This window comes from Bradyrhizobium diazoefficiens, assembly GCF_016616885.1.
GTDB classification, from domain to species: Bacteria; Pseudomonadota; Alphaproteobacteria; order Rhizobiales; family Xanthobacteraceae; genus Bradyrhizobium; species Bradyrhizobium diazoefficiens_F.
Window position 1 is genome coordinate 6,059,970 of sequence record NZ_CP067102.1, and the last position, 19,829, is coordinate 6,079,798.

The 19,829-nt window shown below is 63.1% G+C and carries 18 protein-coding genes and 1 pseudogene; 10 read left to right on the forward strand and 9 right to left on the reverse strand.

Annotated elements, in window-relative coordinates; translation table 11 throughout:
* Positions 1-8 precede the first annotated feature (8 nt).
* Entirely contained in the window at positions 9-926 is a 918-nt protein-coding gene (rbsK, locus tag JJC00_RS28195; protein WP_200469114.1) for a ribokinase, read from the forward strand.
* Here rbsK and JJC00_RS28200 read toward each other — a convergent pair whose 3' ends face one another.
* Positions 927-2,147: an NAD(P)/FAD-dependent oxidoreductase gene (locus JJC00_RS28200; RefSeq protein ID WP_200469115.1), complete on the reverse strand. Its 1,221-nt coding sequence runs from the start codon at positions 2,145-2,147 to the stop codon at positions 927-929.
* A 226-nt stretch (positions 2,148-2,373) separates the two neighbouring features.
* Here JJC00_RS28200 and JJC00_RS28205 point away from each other — a divergent pair, with 226 nt between their 5' ends.
* On the forward strand, positions 2,374-3,168 hold the full coding sequence (locus tag JJC00_RS28205; protein ID WP_200469116.1) for an enoyl-CoA hydratase/isomerase family protein: 795 nt from the start codon (positions 2,374-2,376) through the stop codon (positions 3,166-3,168).
* Between the two features lie 8 nt (positions 3,169-3,176).
* Here the strand turns inward: JJC00_RS28205 and JJC00_RS28210 are convergent, their stop codons facing one another.
* The 4 genes from JJC00_RS28210 to JJC00_RS28225 all read right to left on the reverse strand — a co-directional run bounded on the left by JJC00_RS28210 (position 3,177) and on the right by JJC00_RS28225 (position 8,055).
* Positions 3,177-4,517: a TRAP transporter large permease gene (locus tag JJC00_RS28210; protein ID WP_200469117.1), complete on the reverse strand. Its 1,341-nt coding sequence runs from the start codon at positions 4,515-4,517 to the stop codon at positions 3,177-3,179.
* On the reverse strand, positions 4,514-5,092 hold the full coding sequence (locus JJC00_RS28215) for a TRAP transporter small permease (protein ID WP_200469118.1): 579 nt from the start codon (positions 5,090-5,092) through the stop codon (positions 4,514-4,516). Before JJC00_RS28215 ends, JJC00_RS28210 begins: the two co-directional genes overlap by 4 nt.
* A gap of 191 nt (positions 5,093-5,283) precedes the next feature.
* Positions 5,284-6,279 carry a TRAP transporter substrate-binding protein gene (locus JJC00_RS28220; RefSeq protein ID WP_200469119.1) on the reverse strand — a complete coding sequence of 332 codons (996 nt, stop codon included), beginning with the start codon at positions 6,277-6,279 and terminating at the stop codon, positions 5,284-5,286.
* Between the two features lie 63 nt (positions 6,280-6,342).
* Positions 6,343-8,055 (reverse strand): IlvD/Edd family dehydratase, encoded by a 1,713-nt coding sequence (locus tag JJC00_RS28225; RefSeq protein WP_200469120.1) that lies wholly within the window; start codon positions 8,053-8,055, stop codon positions 6,343-6,345.
* A 172-nt stretch (positions 8,056-8,227) separates the two neighbouring features.
* Between JJC00_RS28225 and JJC00_RS28230 the strand changes: the two genes are divergently transcribed.
* The 4 genes from JJC00_RS28230 (at position 8,228) to JJC00_RS28245 (ending at position 10,778) form a co-directional block, all read left to right on the forward strand.
* Complete coding sequence (locus JJC00_RS28230) at positions 8,228-8,911, forward strand: GntR family transcriptional regulator (RefSeq protein WP_200469121.1); 684 nt, start codon at positions 8,228-8,230, stop codon at positions 8,909-8,911.
* Positions 8,912-9,402: 491 nt separating this feature from the next.
* Positions 9,403-10,041: a hypothetical protein gene (locus JJC00_RS28235; protein WP_349643517.1), complete on the forward strand. Its 639-nt coding sequence runs from the start codon at positions 9,403-9,405 to the stop codon at positions 10,039-10,041.
* 324 nt (positions 10,042-10,365) lie between these two features.
* On the forward strand, positions 10,366-10,563 hold the full coding sequence (locus JJC00_RS28240) for a hypothetical protein (RefSeq protein WP_246773949.1): 198 nt from the start codon (positions 10,366-10,368) through the stop codon (positions 10,561-10,563).
* 65 nt (positions 10,564-10,628) lie between these two features.
* The gene (locus JJC00_RS28245) at positions 10,629-10,778 is read left to right on the forward strand and encodes a hypothetical protein (protein ID WP_200469123.1); all 150 of its coding nucleotides are present in this window, start codon (positions 10,629-10,631) and stop codon (positions 10,776-10,778) included.
* Between the two features lie 98 nt (positions 10,779-10,876).
* Here the strand turns inward: JJC00_RS28245 and JJC00_RS28250 are convergent, their stop codons facing one another.
* A complete protein-coding gene (locus JJC00_RS28250) occupies positions 10,877-11,329 on the reverse strand; it encodes a DoxX family protein (RefSeq protein ID WP_200469124.1) in 453 nt (150 codons plus the stop codon).
* Positions 11,330-11,487: 158 nt separating this feature from the next.
* On the opposite strand from JJC00_RS28250, the pseudogene JJC00_RS28255 reads away from it, so the two are divergent.
* From JJC00_RS28255 to JJC00_RS28265, 3 genes and pseudogenes are all read left to right on the forward strand, one after another.
* Positions 11,488-11,631 (forward strand): annotated as a pseudogene (locus JJC00_RS28255) (transcriptional regulator); the annotation flags it as partial.
* Positions 11,632-11,770: 139 nt separating this feature from the next.
* Positions 11,771-12,964, forward strand: a complete 1,194-nt coding sequence (locus JJC00_RS28260; protein WP_246773950.1) for a TAXI family TRAP transporter solute-binding subunit — start codon at positions 11,771-11,773, stop codon at positions 12,962-12,964.
* Positions 12,965-12,998: 34 nt separating this feature from the next.
* Positions 12,999-13,562: a hypothetical protein gene (locus JJC00_RS28265; RefSeq protein WP_200469125.1), complete on the forward strand. Its 564-nt coding sequence runs from the start codon at positions 12,999-13,001 to the stop codon at positions 13,560-13,562.
* Between the two features lie 68 nt (positions 13,563-13,630).
* On the opposite strand, the gene JJC00_RS28270 is transcribed toward JJC00_RS28265, so the two are convergent.
* Positions 13,631-14,455, reverse strand: a complete 825-nt coding sequence (locus JJC00_RS28270; RefSeq protein WP_200469126.1) for an NAD-dependent epimerase/dehydratase family protein — start codon at positions 14,453-14,455, stop codon at positions 13,631-13,633.
* 91 nt (positions 14,456-14,546) lie between these two features.
* On the opposite strand from JJC00_RS28270, the gene JJC00_RS28275 reads away from it, so the two are divergent.
* Positions 14,547-15,515, forward strand: a complete 969-nt coding sequence (locus tag JJC00_RS28275) for an SMP-30/gluconolactonase/LRE family protein (RefSeq protein ID WP_200469127.1) — start codon at positions 14,547-14,549, stop codon at positions 15,513-15,515.
* Positions 15,516-15,709: 194 nt separating this feature from the next.
* Here JJC00_RS28275 and JJC00_RS28280 read toward each other — a convergent pair whose 3' ends face one another.
* Positions 15,710-17,140 (reverse strand): aldehyde dehydrogenase family protein, encoded by a 1,431-nt coding sequence (locus JJC00_RS28280; protein ID WP_200469128.1) that lies wholly within the window; start codon positions 17,138-17,140, stop codon positions 15,710-15,712.
* Between the two features lie 273 nt (positions 17,141-17,413).
* Positions 17,414-19,777, reverse strand: a complete 2,364-nt coding sequence (locus tag JJC00_RS28285; RefSeq protein WP_200469129.1) for a transketolase — start codon at positions 19,775-19,777, stop codon at positions 17,414-17,416.
* Positions 19,778-19,829 lie beyond the last annotated feature (52 nt).

A 19,829-nucleotide genomic window follows, 5' to 3' on the forward strand; every position in this document is an offset into this window, starting at 1 on the left:
GGTCTTTCATGGGGCGCGTCTTCGTCGCCGGCAGCATCAACATGGATGTGGTGGCGACCGCCGATCGCCACCCCAGGGTCGGCGAGACCGTCGCCGGCCGACAGGTGCTGTATTTTCCGGGCGGCAAGGGTGCGAACCAGGCGGTCGCGGCATCACGGCTCGGCGCAAAGACCACGCTGATCGGGCGGCTGGGCACTGACGCGTTCGGGGCCGAGCTGAGGACGTTCCTCACGGCGCAGGGCATCGATCCCGGCTCGATCAAGGAGACGCCCGAAACGCACACCGGCACCGCGATCATCACGGTCGCCGCCTCCGACAACACCATCGTCGTCATTCCCGGCAGCAATGCGCTGGTCAGCGCCGACGACGTTGCGGATGCGCCGCTGGCGAAGGGCGATGTCGCCGTCAGCCAGTTCGAAATCCCGCTGCCGACGATCGCCGCATTCTTTCAACGTACACGCGCGGCCGGCGCGACGACGCTGCTCAACCCGGCACCGGCGCAAAAGATGTCCGGCGAGCTGCTTGCACTCGTGGATATCCTCGTGCTGAACGAGACCGAGCTTGGCTTCCTCGCCGGCGTGGAGTTGTCTGACAGCGACGAGGCCGCAAAGATCATCGCGGTCGCGCGAAAACTTCAGGCGCGGCAGGACCAGACCATCTGCGTCACGCTCGGCAAGCGCGGCGTGCTCGCGCTCGCTGCCAGCGAGGAGTTTGCGGTGCCGGGTCGCGTGGTGAAGGCGGTCGACACCACCGGCGCCGGCGATTGCCTTGTCGGCGCGCTCGCGTCCCAGCTCGCCGATGGTGTGCCCTTGCGCGCAGCCCTCGCCTTCGCCAACGCTGCCGCCTCGATCAGCGTGCAGCGCATGGGGGCCGGACCGTCGATGCCGATGGCCGCGGAAGTGGCGGCCGTGCTCAGCACAGGCTGATCACGCCAGCGCACTCTTCAGGTCAAACTTTTCATCCGCGGCCTGCTCCGGCGTGATCGAGCGATCCATGGCCTGCAAGCGGCGGCCGAACATGTGATCGCCGGCGCGGTTGATCGATTCGATGCCGAGCAGCTTGTCGCCGTGATAGCAGAACACGGAGAACGCCTTCTTGCCGGGATCGCCGCGCAGCACGACGCGGTCGTAGCCGGTGGTGAGACCTGCGATCTGGAGCTTGTCGTCGCCCTGGTCACTCCAGAACCAGGGATGGCTGTCATAGGGTTTCCTGTCGCTGGTCAGACGCGCCGCCAGAGAGCGGGCGTGGTCGGTGGCGTTCTGCACCGATTCCAGCCGCTGCGAGCCACCGAAGCGCGGGCTTGCGAACAGCGCACAATCGCCGATCGCCGAGATGTTGGGATCGGCCGTCGAGAGATATTCGTCGACGATAATGCCGGCGGCAACAGGCAGCCCCGCCTCGGCCGCAAGCTCGATGTTCGGCAGCACGCCGACCCCGACCACGACGAGGTCGGCGGGGAGATGCCGTCCGTCGCTCAAGGAGACGCCGGTGACCTTGCCGCCCTCGGCCTCGATCGAGGTCGCCTGCACACCGAGGTGAATGCGGATGCCGGCCTCGCGATGCCGCGCCTGAAAATAGTCCGAGACCTCCGCCGTCACTGCACGGGCCATCACCCGCGGCGCGAGCTCGAGCACGTCGACTTCGAGCCCTTTGATGCGCGCGGTGGCGGCGAATTCGAGGCCGATGAAACCGGCGCCGATCACCACGACCCGCGTCTTCGACGGCATGATCTTTCGCAGCGCCTCGCTCTCGTCCAGGATGCGCAGATATTTCACGTCGGGCAAATTCGCATTCGGCAGATCAAGGAGCCGGTTGCGCGCGCCGGTCGCCAGCACGAGGTGGCCGTAGGCAAGCATCTCACCCGATGCGAGCAGCACCTTGCGCCCAGCGCGGTCGATCGAGACGGCGCGGCCGGCGATCAGCTCGATTGTCTGGTCGTGGTAAAATTTCTCCGGCCGGAACATCAGGCTCTCCGGCCCGGCCGAGCCCTTGATGTAGGCCTTGGACAGCGGCGGCCGCTGATAGGGCAGATGCGGCTCGTCATTGATCAGGCAGATGCGGTCGGAAAAACCCGCCTGGCGCAGGGATGCCGCGACCTGGTAGCCACCATGGCCGGCACCGACAATGATCACAGGACCATCCGTCATTGGACAGCCCATTTCCGCAAGACATGAGCGTCACCCATGTCGTCTCCTCTCTCGCTGATTTTGGCTTGCTCGCCCAAGAGGAGCCGGCGCTCGTGTCCGTCCCTAAACGAAGGCGGCCCATTTGAGCCGATCATTCCGGCTTTCGCAAGGGCCATACACGGGGATTGTCTCCCCTCGCCTTCTGCGATTTAGTTGCAGCAACGAACCTCTAACCGGGGATTCTCCGATGCCAGCTCCCGTCTCCCAACCCGATGATCCCGCGCTGCTGCGGATCGACGGTCCGATCGCGACCATCACGCTCAACCGCCCCGCCGCGTTCAACTCGGTCAACCTTGCAATCGCGCAAAAGCTCGAACAGCTCGCGGCCACTATCGAAGGCGACGACGCCATCAGGGTCGTGGTGATCGAGGGCGAAGGCCGCGCCTTCTCGGCCGGCGGCGATCTGCAGACGATTGGTGCGGCGGCTGAAGCCAACACCGTGACGCCGGTGGTCGGCGAGCTGCTCAAGCACTATCATTCCTTCATCGAGATCATCCGGCGCATGCCAAAAATCTCGCTGTCGAGCGTGCACGGCTCAGCCGCTGGCGCCGGCATGGGGCTGGCCTTCGTCACCGATCTCTGCATCGCTGCGGAAGATGCCAAGTTCACGCCGGCCTATGCCAAGATCGGCGTGTCACCGGATGGCGGCTCGACGGTCGGGATCGTCGCCACGGTCGGCTCGCGCCGGGCCCTGCAGATCTTCCTGGCCGAGGACAATATTACGGCGCAGCAGGCCTATGAATGGGGCCTCGTCGCCAAGACCGTTCCCGCGACCGAGTTGAAAGCTGCGACGCGGCAGCTCGCCGAGCGGCTGGCGCAGAATTCGCCGGCAGCCATCGCCGGCACCAAATCCCTCGTCTACGCAGCCGCCACCACGCCCATAAAACAGCAGCTCGATGCCGAGGAGCACAAGATCATCATGGCGATGAACACGTCGGAGTTTCGCGTTGCCGTGAAGAAGTTCACGAGCAAAGGGAAGTAAGTAGCCCTTCACTTGGGACAGATGTAGCCCGTCCCCGCCGGCGATTTGAAGCAACCGACCGATTCCGGCAGCACCTTCTGCGGCAGCCACAGCACCACGCTCGGGAAGTAGATCGCAAACGCGATGGTCGCGAAGAACACAACATAGATCGGCAGCGCCGCGCGTAACGCCTTTGCAAAACTGACGCCGACGAACTTCGACGCCATCAGCAGCACCAGCCCGTAAGGCGGCGTGATCAGGCCAAAGGCGAGCGTCGCAATCAGCACCACGCCCATATGGACGCCATTGATGTCGCCGGCTTCCGTCAGCGTGTTGACCAGCGGCATGAAGATGATGATGGTCGGCACCGGCTCGATGAAATCGCCGACCACGGTGAAGAGCAGCACCATCAGCAACATGATCAGGTGCGGGTCGTTGCCCGCGATCGAGGTGATCATGTCGGCGATGTAGCTGGCGCCGCGCAGATAGGCGAGCATCCAGCCGAAGGCGTTGGCAGCGCCAATGGTGATCAGCGGCAGCGAGAAGATCAGGCCGGCAAGGCAGAAATCATACGGGATCTTCCTGAAGTGACCGCGGTTGAGCGCGGGGATCACGACCAGGATGATCCAGACCACGGCGACGACGCCGGCCTCCGTCGGCGTGAACCAGCCGGTCAGGATGCCGCCCAGCAAAATCACCGGGATCATCAGCGGCAGGGCCGCATCGCCGGCCGCGAACACGATCTGCCGCAGCGGCGCGCGCGGCTTGCGCAAGCCCGACGGGCCGAAGAAATAGCAATAGATCATCAGGCCGAAGCCGATCATCAGGCCCGGCACCACGCCTGCCATGAACAGGCCAGCGATCGAGACGTTGCCGACCGCGCCGTAGACCACCGCGGTGATGCTCGGCGGCACCAGGGCCGCGATGGTCGAGGCCGACGCGATGATCGCGGCGATGAAGGCGGGCTCGTAGCCTTCGCGCTTCATCGGGCCGCCGAGCGCGCGGCTCATCACGGCGACGTCGGCGGTGGTGGAACCCGACATTTCCGAGAAGAACATGCTGAAGACGACCACGACCTGCGACAGCCCGCCCCTGATATGCCCGACCAGCGACACCGAGAGATTGGCTATTCGCACGACGACATTGGCCGAGCTCATGAGCTCGCCGACCAGCAGGAAGAACGGGATCGCCAGCAGCGCCTCGGAATCGACGCCGTCAAAGATCTTCTGGATGATCGCCGCGAGCGAGACGTCCGACAGGATCGCGCCGATGAACACGCCGGCCAGCAGCGAGAATGGCACGGGCACGCCGAGATAGCCGAACGACAAGAAGCAGATCGACATCAACGCCAGGACAATGGGTGCGCTCACGGCTGCGCCCCCATCTGCGCTTCGGTGACGATGGGCGCGGCATCCTCATCCGGCGGCTCCGGATGGTCGAAACCGTTGCGCAGGCCGTTGACGAGCTGCTCGATGGTGAACAGGCCGACCAGGATGCCGGAGAGCGGAATGATCGCGTAGAGCGAGGCGATCGGCGTGCCCGACGGCAGGCGGAAGCTGCCGAAACCGCGCAGATAGTTCTGGTAACCGTACCAGATCAGGCAGAAGGCCACGCCGAGCACGATCAGGCGGATGATGACTTCGACGATGACCCTGGGCACGCCATGCATCGCCTCGGAGATCGCGGTGAGATAGAGGTGATCGTTGCGCCGGGTCGCCACCGCCGTTCCGATGAAGATCGCATAGATGAACAGCGTCGAGGTGACTTCCTGGAGCCACAGCCAGGGATGGCCGATGGTGCGGGTAACGATGTCGGCGGTCACCGACAGCGAGAAACCGAAGCACAGCAGCCCGCAGAGGATCATGAGCGCGAGCTCGAGCCAATCGAGCCAGCGCCATTTCAGGTGGCGCTGGCGCTGCAACACGAGCTTGTCGGCGATGGCCATCAATGTCCTCGTCGTCCCGGAGCTATCGCATGTGACAGCTGGAAAGCTGCCGAACTTGCTCGGCCTGCATGGTTCGAGACGCCCGCTCTGGCGGGCTCCTCACCATGAGGGTCTGAGAACCCGCCGCAAAGCGCAACCTCATCCTGAGGGCCCGCCCCAGGCGGGCGTCTCGAAGGATGGCTGCGGGCGACCTAATTGATCGACCGGATCAAATTCTTGATCTTCTCGGCATGCGGGCCGAGCTCCTTGGCGAGCTTGTCGAGATAGGGATCGGCGATCGCCGCAAAGCTTTTCTTGTCGACGTTATCGACGACCTTGACGCCTATCTTCTTCAGCTTCTCGGCCGCCGCGCGTTCGAGGTCGAACGCCTTCGCCGGCTCCTTGGTGCTGATCTCGTTCGCCGCGGTCTGGACCCAGCCCTTCTGCTCGGCCGAGAGGCTCTGCCAGAGCTTGTCGGAGACGAACACCAGCGCGTTGTTGGCCTCGTGCTCGGTGATGTTCAGCACCGGCGCGACCTCGTAGTGCTTGTTGACGAGGTAGACGTTGATGCTGTTCTCGGCGACGTCGACCACGCCGGTCTGCAGGCTCGTATAGACGCTGCCGAACGGCATGTGCACGGTCTGGGCGCCGTAGGCCGGGAACATGGTGTCCTCGGTCGCCGTCGCCTGAACGCGGACCTTCAGGCCCTTGATATCAGCCACATTGTGAATCTCCTTCTTGGAGTACATGTGGCGAACGCCCTGCGATCCCGTGCCGATCAGGTGCAAGCCCTGCGTGGTCTCCTCGATCATGGCCTTGAGCGCCTCGAACACTTTCGGATCGGCAAGCCCCTTGATCACATGCTGTTCGTCGCGGAACAGATAATGCAGCGACATCACGCCGGCCTGCGGCGAGATCGTCGCGGTGTTGGCCGAGGAGACGATGGAGAATTCGACGTCGCCGGATTTGACGAGCTGGAGCACCTGCGGCTCCTGCCCGAGCTGCGCGCCCGGATACTGGTCGATGATCATGGTGCCTTTGCTCAATTCCTTGAGCTTGTCGGCAAAGAGGTCGCCGGCGATCGAGTAGCCGGTATTGCGGGGCTGGTCATAGGCGAAGCGATAATGCTTCACCTCCTGCGCCGCGGCGTTCGTGACGAACAGCATGGCGGCCGCAGCCACCAACGCACGCATGGATCGTGCAATCATCGTCTCCCCCTGTGTTATCGCCCGCCGCTTTAAGCGGTCTGAGCGCTCGTTGGTTGTCAGCCCTTACTCAGTCGTCTTCCCAGTCCTCTGCATAAAGTCGAAGTCGCAGCCCTCGTCGGCCTGCATGATGGTCTCGTTGAACAGCCAGGCATAGCCGCGGCGTGCTTCATCGGGCGCAGCAGTCGGCTTCAAGGCGGCGCGCCGCCGCTCCAACTCGGCAGCATCGACCAAAAGCTCGATGCTGCGCCTGGCCACATCCAGGCTGATCCTGTCGCCGTTCTGCACCAGCGCCAGCGGCCCGCCGACCGCGGATTCCGGCGTGATGTGCAGCACGATGGTGCCGAACGCGGTGCCGCTCATGCGCGCATCCGAAATGCGCACCATGTCCTTGGTGCCACCCCGCGCAAGCTTCTTGGGGATCGGCAGATAGCCGGCCTCGGGCATGCCCGGCGCGCCCTTGGGGCCGGCATTGCGCAGCACCAGCACGTCATCAGAGTTCACGTCGAGATCGGGATCGTCGACCCGCAAGGTCATGTCCTCGACGGACTCGAACACGACGGCCCGTCCCGTATGCTGCAACAGCCTGGGGCTCGCGGCCGACTGCTTGATCACGGCACCGCGCGGCGCGAGGTTGCCGTGCAGCACGGCAAGACCGCCTTCCTTCTTGATCGGATTGTCGCGGGAACGGATGGCGTCCTGGCCCGGCACGTCCTCGGCATTCGCAACGACATCGCGCAGCGTCTGGCCGCTGATGGTCTTCGCATCGAGATCGACCAGATCGCCGAGCTGCGCCAACAGTTTCGGCACGCCGCCGGCGTGATGGAAATGCTCCATATAATGCTCGCCTGATGGCTTGAGGTCGACCAGCACCGGCACCTCGCGGCCGATCTGGTCGAATGCTTCGAGATCAAGCCGGTGCGGCGAGCGATGTGCCATCGCGGTCAGGTGGATCAGGCCGTTGGTCGAGCCGCCGATCGCCTGAAGCACGACCTGGGCATTCTTGAAAGACGCCGGCGTCAACAGCTCGCTCGGCTTCGGCCCATTGGTCTTGGCCATTTCAGCGGCAAGCCGGCCGCTCGCCTCGGCCAGGCGGAAACGCTCGGCGTGCGGTGCCGGTATCGTCGCGCTCATCGGCAGCGACAGGCCCATGGCTTCGATCATGCAGGCCATGGTCGATGCCGTGCCCATCACCATGCAGGTGCCGACGGATGGCGCAAGGCGGCCGTTCACCGCCTCGATCTCGACATCGTCGATTTCGCCGGCGCGATACTTGCCCCACAGCCTGCGGCAGTCGGTGCAGGCGCCGAGCACCTCTCCCTTGTGATGGCCGACCACCATCGGACCGACGGGAATGACCACGGTCGGCAGGTCGGCGCTGATCGCCGCCATCACCTGCGCCGGCAAGGTCTTGTCGCAGCCGCCGATCACGATCACCGAATCCATCGGCTGGGCGCGGATCATCTCCTCGGTGTCCATCGCCATCAGATTGCGCAGATACATCGAGGTCGGATGCGCGAAGCTCTCAGCGATCGAGATGGTGGGGAACACGAACGGCATCGCGCCCGACAGCATCACGCCGCGCTTGGCGGCCTCGATGATCTCAGGAACGTTGCCGTGGCAGGGATTGTAGTCGCTGTAGGTGTTGGTGATGCCGACGATCGGGCGCTCCAGCGCGTCGTCGGAATAGCCCATGGCCTTGATGAACGCCTTGCGCAGGAACAGCGAGAAGCCGGCATCGCCATAGCTCGTCAGACCCTTGCGCAAACCACTCGTCATCATGCCACTCCTTACCTGCCATTGTGGTACAGCCTGCCCCCCGATTGTCAATAAGACAGGGCCACATCGCCGCGCTTTCTGCTCCTGAGGCCGTCAGCAGACGCAAATTATTGACAATCTGGCCTCTCCCTGCTCCACAAGGCAGACCGGCGAGGCGCCGGAGGCTGAGGGCATGTCCGACATTCGCACCGCAGACGCCATGCCGCTCCGGCGCGACGATCCGGACGACGTCGTCGCGCGGCTGGAGGAGGACATCATCTTCGGCCGCCTGCCGCCCGGCGCGCGCCTGACCGAGGACGCGCTGATGTCGCGCTACGGCACCTCCAGGCACTTCGTGCGCCAGGCGCTGGTGGATGCGGAGCGCCGCGGCATCGTCCGCCGCGAGAAGAATGTCGGCGCCACCGTGCGGTTCTATTCGGCCGAGGAGGTCCGGCAGATCTACGAAGTCAGGGAGATGCTGACGCGGCAGGCCGCGCTGATGATCCCCCTGCCCGCGCCGCAAGGCCTGATCGACGAACTGACTGCGCTGCAATTGCAGTATTGCGCGAAGGCGGACGTGCAGGATTTGCGTGGCATCCACGAAGCCAACGATGCCTTCCACGTCGCGCTGTTTTCGGCCTGCGGCAATCCCTATCTGGTGCGCTCCCTTCAGGACTATATGAACCTGACATTGCCGATGCGCGCGAAGAATCTCGCCGACGGCGAGGGCCTCGCGCAGTCGCGGCGCCAGCACGAATTGATGATCGAGCTGTTGAAGGGCCGCGACAGCTGGGCGCTGGCCCAGCTCTGCGTCGACCACATGCAATTCAGCAAGTCGGATTATCTGGCAAGGATTGCGGGCGAGGAAGGGCGCTAGCGCTCACGCGATTGTCGGCGCGGCAGCAGCCAATACGGATAAACCTCGCGCCGGCAACGGAACCGGCGGAACTCATCCGATCAAATCGCTAATCTTTTGGTAGAATCATCTAAACCGCTCAACCAATTAACCGGTTGTTAGAAGATACTATCGCAAATGGTTTCAGAGAGAAAGAACAACCATGCCGGGTTGCATTGCCCGGAGCAATCAGATGAATGTATCCGGTTTCCTGATCGCAGTGACCTTCGGCGGAGCATTTTTCGCCATTGAGTATGGGTTGTACTACCATTAACCCAGACGTTCTGATCAGCGCGTTCTCCACAGAACATAGGAGGGCCCGAGCAGCAGTCCGACATGCGCTGATCAATCCGGACTCGGCAAAATTCGGCACACTCCGTTCAGTCGAGGCCGACGCGGCGAGGTATGTCTGTGGCGCTGTCAACGCGAGGGACAAGTCCGGCCAATCCGTCAACGCCGCGTTCGTCTACACTGTGGCCATCGATTTTGCCCGCATCGATGACGACGGACGGATCACGCAATATCAATCGGGATACAGACCTTGCCCCACTGGAGAGGGCAAGGTCGTGCAGCAGCGGCCGGCTGTGTCGCCCGGGCTGACGTCGGTCGTCGAGGCCGTTCAGAAAGTCGCCCCTGAAGTACAGATTTCGGTTGCGCCCGTGCTGACGACGCCCGCACCCTCGGCGGGCGGATCGTCGTCTGGTGGGACAATGGAGCAGCAGGTCCGCGAACTGGCCGCCCGGACCGTTCCGCCGGATGCTGCCAATAGACATCAGCCAAATCCGGCCGGCACGCGTGAGGTTGCCAAGGAGAGTGAGTGGCACGCAGATCGGCCGCCCACCGCGTGGCCCAAATTCCCTCCGGATCACGCGCTTGCGAAGCCAACCCGGAAGCGAACCCCGTCCGAAGCACTAAAGCTCGCGAAAGACGTAGAGGACCGCTGGAAACAGGCGGAGCCGTCGGCCGACGTCTCGATGCGTCCTTCAGCGGAAGACATTAACGAGGCATGCAGGGCGCTGCTCACGATTGATCCAAAGGATATCGAATATCCAAAGGCGTGGGCAGCTTTCACGCGATTGCAAAAGATAAGTCGCGATATCGCCGCCGGGTGATCTCGGTCCGCGTTGCATCCAGCAACGATCGCAGCCATTGGTAAGTCATTTCGCGCTGTAGTTGGATTTTTGATCGCAGGGCGCCTCTCTTAGGTTGTCCGACGAAGTTCTGCTGAAACAAATAGCTGCTATCGTGGATTTTGGGTCATTAGCCCTGTGCCTTTTTCTTGCACCGACAAGCAACTGAGCCAGCCGCCTCTGAGCGTTTGAATGAGGTCGGCTCGTGAACGAGCTCACATTGTGCAGCCATCAATGGGGCTAAGGTCATCCGGAAATTCGCGATGGAAATATTTCCATAGCGACAGTCAAACGATGGGGGTGATCATGCCCACCATACTCGACCTGCTCTACGTCGAATATTGCCGCGCCCGTCTCGCTGAAATGCGGAAGCAGCTGCTGATCGCGGGTAAAAATCCTGAAGTCCGAGAAGCGGACTACGATCCTGCTGATCAGGGTGGTGCCGGCACGACAGACGCGCAGCACGAATTCGGTCGCGGCGAGGCGGATGGAAGAGGCCACTAAACAAGAGCCTCTCCTTAGCGCAGCGGACTCCTCGGATTTTAAGGTAGTATTTTAAGGAGGGCGTGATGCCCGAGACATTGGAAAGCCTGTTGTGGTGTGCCGCGCTTGCGACGTGGCTGATGCTTTTATTCGGGCTCATAAGCGAGCGCCTGAAGCCGCTCTCAAAACTCATTAGCCGATTGCTCGAGGAAGCTTTCAAGCTCAAGGCGAAGTGACGCAGTGACGGCCTCATAGGTACGGCTTGGCAGCGTTGACGGCGCCGAGCTGTCATCGCCCGGATATCAGGCTGCGGGAGAGGCTGAAAATCAAGCTGTTATCCTGCCAGCTTCCGATCGAGGGAGAACCGGCCGCCTCCGGTGACAAAGATCAACATAGCGCCTCCCATTATCGAGATATTCTTCAAAAAATTATTGTACTGACCGATCTGCTGCGGACCGGGATACTCCCAGTAACGATGGGCGATCGCAGTAGCCAGCAATACAAACAGAAAAACCACCACCGCGCAGTAGCGCGTACCAATGCCGAGTATCAAACCAGCCGACATCAGCACCTCCAGCGCAACCGTCATCGTCGTGAACAGCTCAGGCGCCGGAACGTGCAGCGACCTGAAATAACCCACTGAGCCGCTGAAGTTGGTAATCGCTCCGTACGCGCTTCCAACAAAGATCCATGCAAGCAGGACGCGGCCGATCAGAATCAGGAGGTCGGCATTCTTGGTGGCGGACTCGTCGACCCGAGATGCAAGCGAGTGAGAGCGGAATAGCATGGCCTTTGCCCTATCGTTCTGCTGTCGGAGGGCGGCACTTGAATGTCGATGGTAATACCACGATCGGCGAACCGGATGAAGAGCAATCGCCGGGCTGTATGGTGGTTGTCCACCAAGCGCGCTCGTCCAGGGACACGCTGGAGTGGATGCTGTGGGGACAGCACGAGCTGATGATCGAGCTACTCAGAGGCCGCGACAGCTGGGCGCTGGCGCGGCTGTGTGTGGATCACATGCAGTTCAGCAAGTCGGATTATCTCGCAAGGATTGCGAGCGAGGCCGGGCGCCAATCGCCAAACTCCTGATGCAGGCATCGTCACGGAACGCCAATGGCCCGGACGCGTTGAAAGGCAAAGTAAGCTCGGTCCTGCTTCGGACGCGGCAGGCGCAGTTTCTCGGAGCACGTCGCGCCCAAGGGAAGCGCTGACCGAGCAGGCTTGAACAATGAGGGTCTGCGAAGCGATGCGGGCCGGTTTGTTCATCGCATTGATTGCAGCGGCTTGGCTCGGCGGACAGGTCCAGGATTCCCTCGCTCAAAAGCCGCCGCCCGCGTCTCCGAGCGATTCCACGAAGGCGTCGCCGAGAAAGGAAGCCACCCCCAGGAAGGAAACGGGACGATCTGCGGACCCGTATACGGTGGGATTCGTAACAGGTACGCCGCAATGCACTGAATTCGCGATCGCTCAGGACATTGCGACCACGCTCGCTACCGGCCAAGAGACCGGCCCTCACGGCGAGGTCGCCTTGCGGGTTCTGCCCATCGTGGGAAACGACGGTATTCGCAACGTCCTTGATGTGCTCACGCTTGCTGGTGCCGACGTGGCGATCGCGCCTGTCGTCCTTGTCGATCGGCTCCGGGAGACAAGGACCTTTGGAGATATCTCCGACAGGCTGACCTACATTGCCCCGCTCCATATCGAAGAGTTCCATCTTCTCGCGCGGCCGGAGATCGGAAGCCTGGCGGAACTGGCGGGAAAGAGGGTCAATCTCGGGGACGACGGCAGTGCCAGCGCCATCCTTGGCCGCGAAGTGTTCAACCGTCTGGGCGTCAAGATCAGCGAGTCGAACCTGGGACCGGAGGCGGCGCTGGATGGTCTGAGGAAGGGAGATCTCTCCGCCGCTCTGTTGGTCTCTGGAAAGCCGGTGAGCTTCCTGACGCAGATCTCGCAGTTCGATGGTATTCGCCTCCTGCCCATCCCCTACTCCAAAGAGCTGCTGCAACAAGATTATCTGCCATCGACGCTTCGCCATCAGGACTACCCGAATATCATCGCGGCCGAAGCAAGCGTCGACACGATCGCGATTAAATCCGCTCTCTTGGCCTACAACTGGCCGATCGGCAACGAGCGATATCGGTTGCTGGATTTGTTCGTCCAGACATTGTTCACGCGCTTTCCCGAGTTTCTCGGCGACGGGCATCACCCTAAATGGCGCGAGGTGAACCTGGCCGCGTTGCTTCCCGGATGGCGACGATTCCGACCCGCGGAGCGCTGGCTCCAGCAGCAATCGGGGGGCGAGGCCGCGCTTCGCAAGGCGTTCGGCCGGTTCCTCGAGAGAAAGCCAACCGCCAGTCCGCCCGACCGTGAAGAATTGTTCCGGGATTTCCTGCGCTGGAGAGAACGCAATCCGGCCAAGTGAGCGAACTTTGGCAAACGAACCTCGGGAGGTGTCGATGCGCAAAGCGTTGGTGAGCGCAGCCCTGGTTGCGTTGCTCGTCTTGATCGCCGATGTGAGGCGTCCCGCGGCCCAATTTGCTCCCTTCTGGCCACAAGCGCCGCAGCAGCTCCCACCGGCCAGCGCGCCACCGGCCGACAATGTCGAGCAAACCAGGACAGCTCCTCATCGAAGCCGCAAGGCGCACAGAAAACACGAAGTCATTCGTCCGCCGCCAAATCAGCGGGAGGTCGCGGAAAAAAGCGGATACAAGCGGGTCAGCGATCTCGTGAACTTCCCGAAGTTCTTTCCGGGACTTGGCATCATCTTCGTCAAGCCCGACACTTTGCCGCTGGGTCCATTCCTGTGCTTCGATCGCAGGGATCGTCTGGTCGCGACCGTGTATATGGTCCCGATCAAGGACATCGACGATCACAAGTCATTGGAGGGAGCGGGATCAGCGCGGCCAGTCGACCACGTCAGCATCTACTTCAACCCGGGCCACCCCGGTGTGGATGTGCCGCATTACCATGTGGTGCTCTGGCATGTGACCAAACAGCAGGAAGCACGGGTTGCGAAATGACGACGTGCACCGCAAGCCGGGCGCTCGGCCCGGCCGCCGCAATTGCGAGGAATTGACGAGCGCGACGCCTAGCGCTTGGTCCAATCGATAATCCGGCTTGCGTCGCCGTCGAACTCGTTGCTGCAGAACGCGCCGCCCTGGTAGTGGTCGCCGACCGGATCCGGCTTCAGCTTGGCCTGCTCCGCCATGGCGTGCGCCACATGGTCCTCGGAGCGGCCGGTGGGGCGATAGCCGAATTCGTAGGCGCGGTGGTTGTCCCACCAGGCGCGCTCATTCAGCGATACGCCATAAAACACCTCGAAATGAATGTCGGGATGCTCGAGCCCGATCTGGCAGAGCTGCACGAGGTCTTCCGGCTTCAGCCAGATCGAGATCCGGCGAAGGTCGAGCGGCACGTCACCAAAGTTGCCGATGCGCAGGCAAGTCACTTTCAGGCCGTGCTTATCGGCATAGAGCGCGCCGAGTGCTTCGCCGAACACCTTGCTGACGCCATAGCGGCCGTCTGGGCGCGCGGTGACGTCGGTGTCGATCCTGCGGTGGCGCGGATAGAATCCGACGGCATGGTTCGAGGATGCGAACACCACGCGCTTGACGCCCTTGCGGTAGGCGGCCTCGAACAGATTGTAGCCGCCGATGATGTTGGCCTGGAGAATGTCGTCCCACGGGCCTTCGACCGAATAGCCGCCGAAATGGATGATGCCGTCGACGCCTTCGCAGAGCGCCTCGCATTGCGCGAGGTCGGCCAGGTCCGCCGCCTTGAACTGCTCGTTCGGCCCGAGATCCTTGGGCGGGCGGATGTCGCTGAGCAGAAGGTCCGGATAGATCGGCGGCAGCAGTTTCCGCAGGTGCGTTCCGATTCCGCCCGAAGCTCCCGTCATCAAGATGCGCGGCATGTCTTTCCTCGTATTTGGCGACCGATTTGCGGTCGTTGATCACTGATGGTAGCAGACCTGGATAGAGGGAACGTAACAACGAGAATTGCACATGAACGATGCATCGTCCCGCACTCGAGGCTGGCAACCGGCGACCTATTACCCCGATCCGGCGATAAAAGCACTGGACCCCCGCTTCGAAAAATACTGGCTAAAACTTTCGGCGGTGGAACGGCTGGCGACCGGCCTGCGCTGGGCCGAGGGGCCGGTCTGGTTCGGCGACGGGCGCTATCTGCTCTGCAGCGACATCCCGAACCAGCGCATCATCAAATGGGAGGAAGAGACCGGCGCGGTCTCGGTTTTCCGAAAGCCCTCGAATTTTGCCAACGGCAATACCAGGGATCGTCAGGGCCGGCTGGTCACCTGCGAGCACGGCGGCCGTCGCGTGACCCGCACCGAATATGACGGCGAGATCACTGTGCTGATGGATTCATTCGGCGGCAAGCGGCTGAACTCGCCGAACGACGTCGTGGTCAAGTCCGACGGCTCGATCTGGTTCACCGATCCCACCTTCGGCCTGCTCGGCAATTACGAGGGCTACAAGGCGGAGCCCGAGATCGACCCGAACGTCTACCGGCTCGATCCCGTGACCCGCAGGGCGACGATGGTCGCCGAGGGCGTGCTTGGGCCGAACGGGCTGTGCTTCTCGCCCGACGAGAAGATCCTGTACGTGGTGGAATCCCGCGGCGTGCCGAACCGCAAAATCCTCGCCTATGACGTCTCGGCTGACGGCACCACGATCTCCAACAAGCGCGTCCACATCGACGCTGGTCCCGGCACGCCGGATGGCATGCGCTGCGACATCGACGGCAATCTCTGGTGCGGTTGGGGCATGGGCGATCCCGAACTCGACGGCGTGGTGGTGTTCGCGCCCGACGGCGTCATGATCGGCCGCATCGCGCTGCCCGAGCGCTGCGCCAATCTCTGCTTCGGCGGCGTCAAGCGCAACCGCCTGTTCATGGCGGCGAGCCAGTCGATCTACGCGCTGTATGTGAACACGCAGGGGACGGTGGGGGGATAGGCGCCGGCCCTCCTCCGTCATTGCGAGCGAAGCGAAGCAATCCAGAATGTTTCCGTGGAGACAGTTTGGATTGCTTCGTCGCCAGCGCAAAATTGCTTCGCAATTTTGTCGCGGGCTCCTCGCAATGACGACCCAAAACAAAAAACGCCGGAGCGGTTGTCCGCTCCGGCGTCATTGTGTTCAGACGCTCAAACTTACGCAGCGTTGAAGCCGGCGACGGCCTTCACTTCGAGGAAGTCCTCGAGGCCGTACTTGCCCCACTCGCGGCCGTTGCCCGACTGCTTGTAGCCGCCGAACGGCGCGCTGCGGTCGTTGGGCACGCCCTGGAGGTTGACGTTGCCGGCGCGGATCTGACGACCGACGCGCTTGGCGTTCTCGACCGTGTCGGCCGTGACGTAACCAGCGAGGCCATACGGCGTGTCGTTGGCAATGTGCACGGCCTCGGCTTCGTCCTTGGCACCGAGGATGGTCAACACCGGTCCGAAGATCTCTTCACGCGCGATCGTCATCTCGGGGGTGACGTCGGCGAAGATGGTCGGACGGACATAGAAGCCCTTGTTGACACCTTCCGGCAGGCCCGGGCCGCCGGCGACGAGCGTTGCGCCTTCATCGATGCCCTTCTTGATCAGCGCCTGGATCTTGTCCCACTGGCCGCGGTTGACGACCGGGCCGATGGTGGTGCCTTCGGCACGCGGATCACCCGCCTTGGTCTTGTCGGCAACGGCCTTCGCGATCGTGGCGACTTCCTTCATCTTCGACAGCGGCACGATCATGCGCGAGGGCGCGTTGCAGGACTGGCCGGAGTTGTTGAACATGTGCATCACGCCGCCCGTCACCGCCTTCTGCAGGTCGGCGCCTTCGAGGATGACGTTCGGCGACTTGCCGCCGAGCTCCTGGCTGACGCGCTTCACGGTCGGAGCCGCGCGCTTGGCCACGTCGATGCCGGCGCGGGTCGAGCCGGTGAAGGAGATCATGTCGATGTCGGGGTGCTCGCTCATGGCGGCGCCGACCTCGGGGCCGAGACCGTTGACGAGGTTGAACACGCCCTTCGGCACGCCGGCTTCATGGAGGATTTCCGCGAAGATCAGCGCCGAGGTGGGCGTGAACTCCGACGGCTTCAGGATCATGGTGCAGCCGGCGGCGAGCGCGGGCGAGACCTTGCAGGCGATCTGATTGAGCGGCCAGTTCCAGGGGGTGATCATGCCCACCACACCGACCGGCTCGCGCAGCACCATGGCGGTGCCGATCGGCTCCTCGAAATGATAGTTCTTGAGCACGTCGAGCGTGGTCATGAGATGGCCGAGGCCGGCGCCGGCCTGGAGCTTTTCCGCCATCGGCAGCGGCGCACCCATCTCGTCGGAGACTGCGGCACCGATCTCCTTGAGACGGCCCTTGTAGACCTCGATGACTTTGGTGAGCAGCGCCACGCGCTCCTCACGGCTGGTCTGGGAGAATGTTGCAAAAGCGCGCTTGGCGGCGGCGACAGCCTTGTCCACGTCAGCCTTGGAGCCTAGCGCAACCTCGTACATCGCCTCTTCCGTCGCCGGATTGACGACCGGGGTGGACTTCTTGACGGCGGGATCGACCCAGGCGCCGTCGATGTAGAATTGCATGCGATTGACCATCGTTAACCTCTTCTTGGGGCTTGGAGGGGGCGTTTCGGCAGGCATCCTTGCACGAAAGCGCCAGCAATTGAACCCGCCATATGCGGGGCCAGCGTTGCGGCAGACGGAGGTTATATGAGCCGATGGCGGGAACGTGGCAAGGTGGCCTCGACGTCCTGACGAAAGCCAGGACCCAGTACCACCGGATTCAGTTGGCTTGCTCAGGCGTCTGCCATCCGTCACTGACAACAACCGCCGCGGCGTATGGGCCCTGGCTTTCGCCAGGGCGACGAATTACACCGCCACCTTGCGATGGAGCACCGGCGCGCCGGTGGTGAGGCTTTCCGCCGCATCGATGATGGCGTTCGCGTCGATGCCATAGTGGCGATAGAGGTCGGCGATGGTGCCGGTCTGGCCGAACTGCTCGACGCCGAGCGGCTCGACGCGATGGCCGCGGACACTGCCGAGCCAGCCGAGCGCGGACGGATGGCCGTCGATCACGGTCACGATGCCGCAGTCGCGCGGCAGTGGCGCCAGCAACTTTTCGATGTGGCTGAGATGCTGCACGCCACGCCGATCGCGCCGCAACTTTCGCGCGGCTGTCCACCCGGAGTGCAAGCGATCGGCCGAGGTGATCGCGAGCAGGCCGATGTCGCGGCGGCTCTCGCCGATGAAGCCGGTTGCCTCGATCGCCTCCGGCGCCACCGCGCCGGTATAGGCGATCACGAGTTCGGCATTCGGGCCCGGCTTGCGCAGCCAATAGGCGCCGTCGGTGATGCCCTGCTGCAGCTCCGGCGTCATGATCCGCTGCGCCTGCTCGATGCTGCGCGTCGACAACCGCAAATACACCGAGCCGCCCTCGCCCAGATCGCGCTGCATGTGCTCAAAACCCCAGCCCATCATCACCGCGAGCTCGTCGACGAAAGCCGGCTCGAACGTGGCGAGCCCGTCCTGCGCCATGCCGATCAGCGGCGTCGCGATCGACTGGTGCGCGCCGCCCTCCGGCGCGAGCGTGATGCCGGATGGCGTCGCCGCCACCATGAAGCGCGCATCCTGGTAGCAGGCATAGTTGAGCGCATCGAGGCCGCGCTCGATGAAGGGATCGTAAAGCGTGCCGACCGGCAAGAGCCGCGCGCCGTTGATCTGGTGCGACAGGCCGAGCGCGGAGAGCATGATGAACAGGTTCATCTCGGCGATCCCGAGCTCGATATGCTGGCCCTTGGGCGAGAAGTCCCAGTTGAAGGTGGATGGAATTTTCTCGCTGCGGAATAAATCCGCCTTCTCGCCGCGCGCGAACAGGCCGCGCCGGTTCACCCACGGGCCGAGATTGGTCGAGACCGTGACGTCGGGCGACGTCGTGACGATGCGTTGTGCGAGCTCGCTGTCACCGCGCGCGATCTCGTTCAGCACGAGCCCAAAGCCCTGTTGCGTCGACATTTGTGGCGACGGCTTCAACGCGAGTTGCTGCGGCACCTCGATAACAGGCGCGGTCAGCCGGCGGCCGTCCTTGTTGAACGGCACACGCGCGAGGAAGGCGTCAAGCTCGGCGGCGTCCTGCGTCAGGCCCTCGTACTTGTCCCATTCGTGGCCGGGACGGATGTTCTGGCTCTCGCGATATTTCTCCATCTGCGCGACCGTCATCAGGCCGGCATGGTTGTCCTTGTGGCCCTGGAACGGCAGGCCGACGCCCTTGATGGTGTAGGCGATGAAGCAGACCGGACGGTCGTGATCGATCCGTTCGAACGCCTCCAGCATGCTCGCCATGTCGTGGCCGCCGAGGTTCGACATCAGCGCCAAGAGCTCCTTGTCGCTGCGCTTGTCGATCAGCCTGGTGATCGGTCCCTGGTCGCCGATCTCGTCATGCAAATGCTTGCGGAAGGCGGCGCCGCCCTGGAAGCACAGCGCCGCATAGAGCGCGTTCGGGCAATTGTCGATCCAGCGCTTCAGCGCCTCGCCGCCGGGTTCGGCAAAGGCCTCGCGCATCAGGCGACCGTATTTCACGATGACCACGTCCCAGCCGAAATTGCGGAACATCGTCTCGAACTTTTCCCAGAGACCTTCGCGCACGACGGCATCGAGCGACTGGCGGTTATAGTCGACCACCCACCAGGTGTTGCGCAGGCCGTGCTTCCAGCCTTCGGCCAGCGCTTCGAAGATGTTGCCCTCGTCCATCTCGGCGTCGCCGACGAGCGCGATCATCCGCCCTTCACGGCGATCCTTCATCCAGCCATGCGCCTTGACGTAATCCTGCACCAGCGAGGCGAACAGCGTCTGCGCGACGCCGAGGCCGACCGAGCCTGTCGAGAAATCGACGTCGTCGACGTCCTTGGTGCGCGAGGGATAGGATTGCGCGCCCTTGAAGCCGCGGAAATTCTCGAGCTTCTCGCGGGTCTGCCGGCCGAACAGATACTGGATGGCGTGGAACACCGGGCTCGCATGCGGCTTCACCGCGACACGGTCCTCAGGCCGCAACACGCTAAAATACAGCGCCGACATAATGGTGGCGAGCGAGGCCGAGGAGGCCTGATGTCCCCCGACCTTCAGTCCATCCGTGTTCGACCGAACGTGGTTGGCGTGGTGGATGGTCCATGACGACAGCCACAGCGCCTTGCGGGTCAGTGCGGTCAATGTGTCGAGACGGGCGGAATCAACGGGCATGGCAATGCTCCCGGAAACAGGTGCCAAATGATACGCCTGCGGGCGCCGCCAT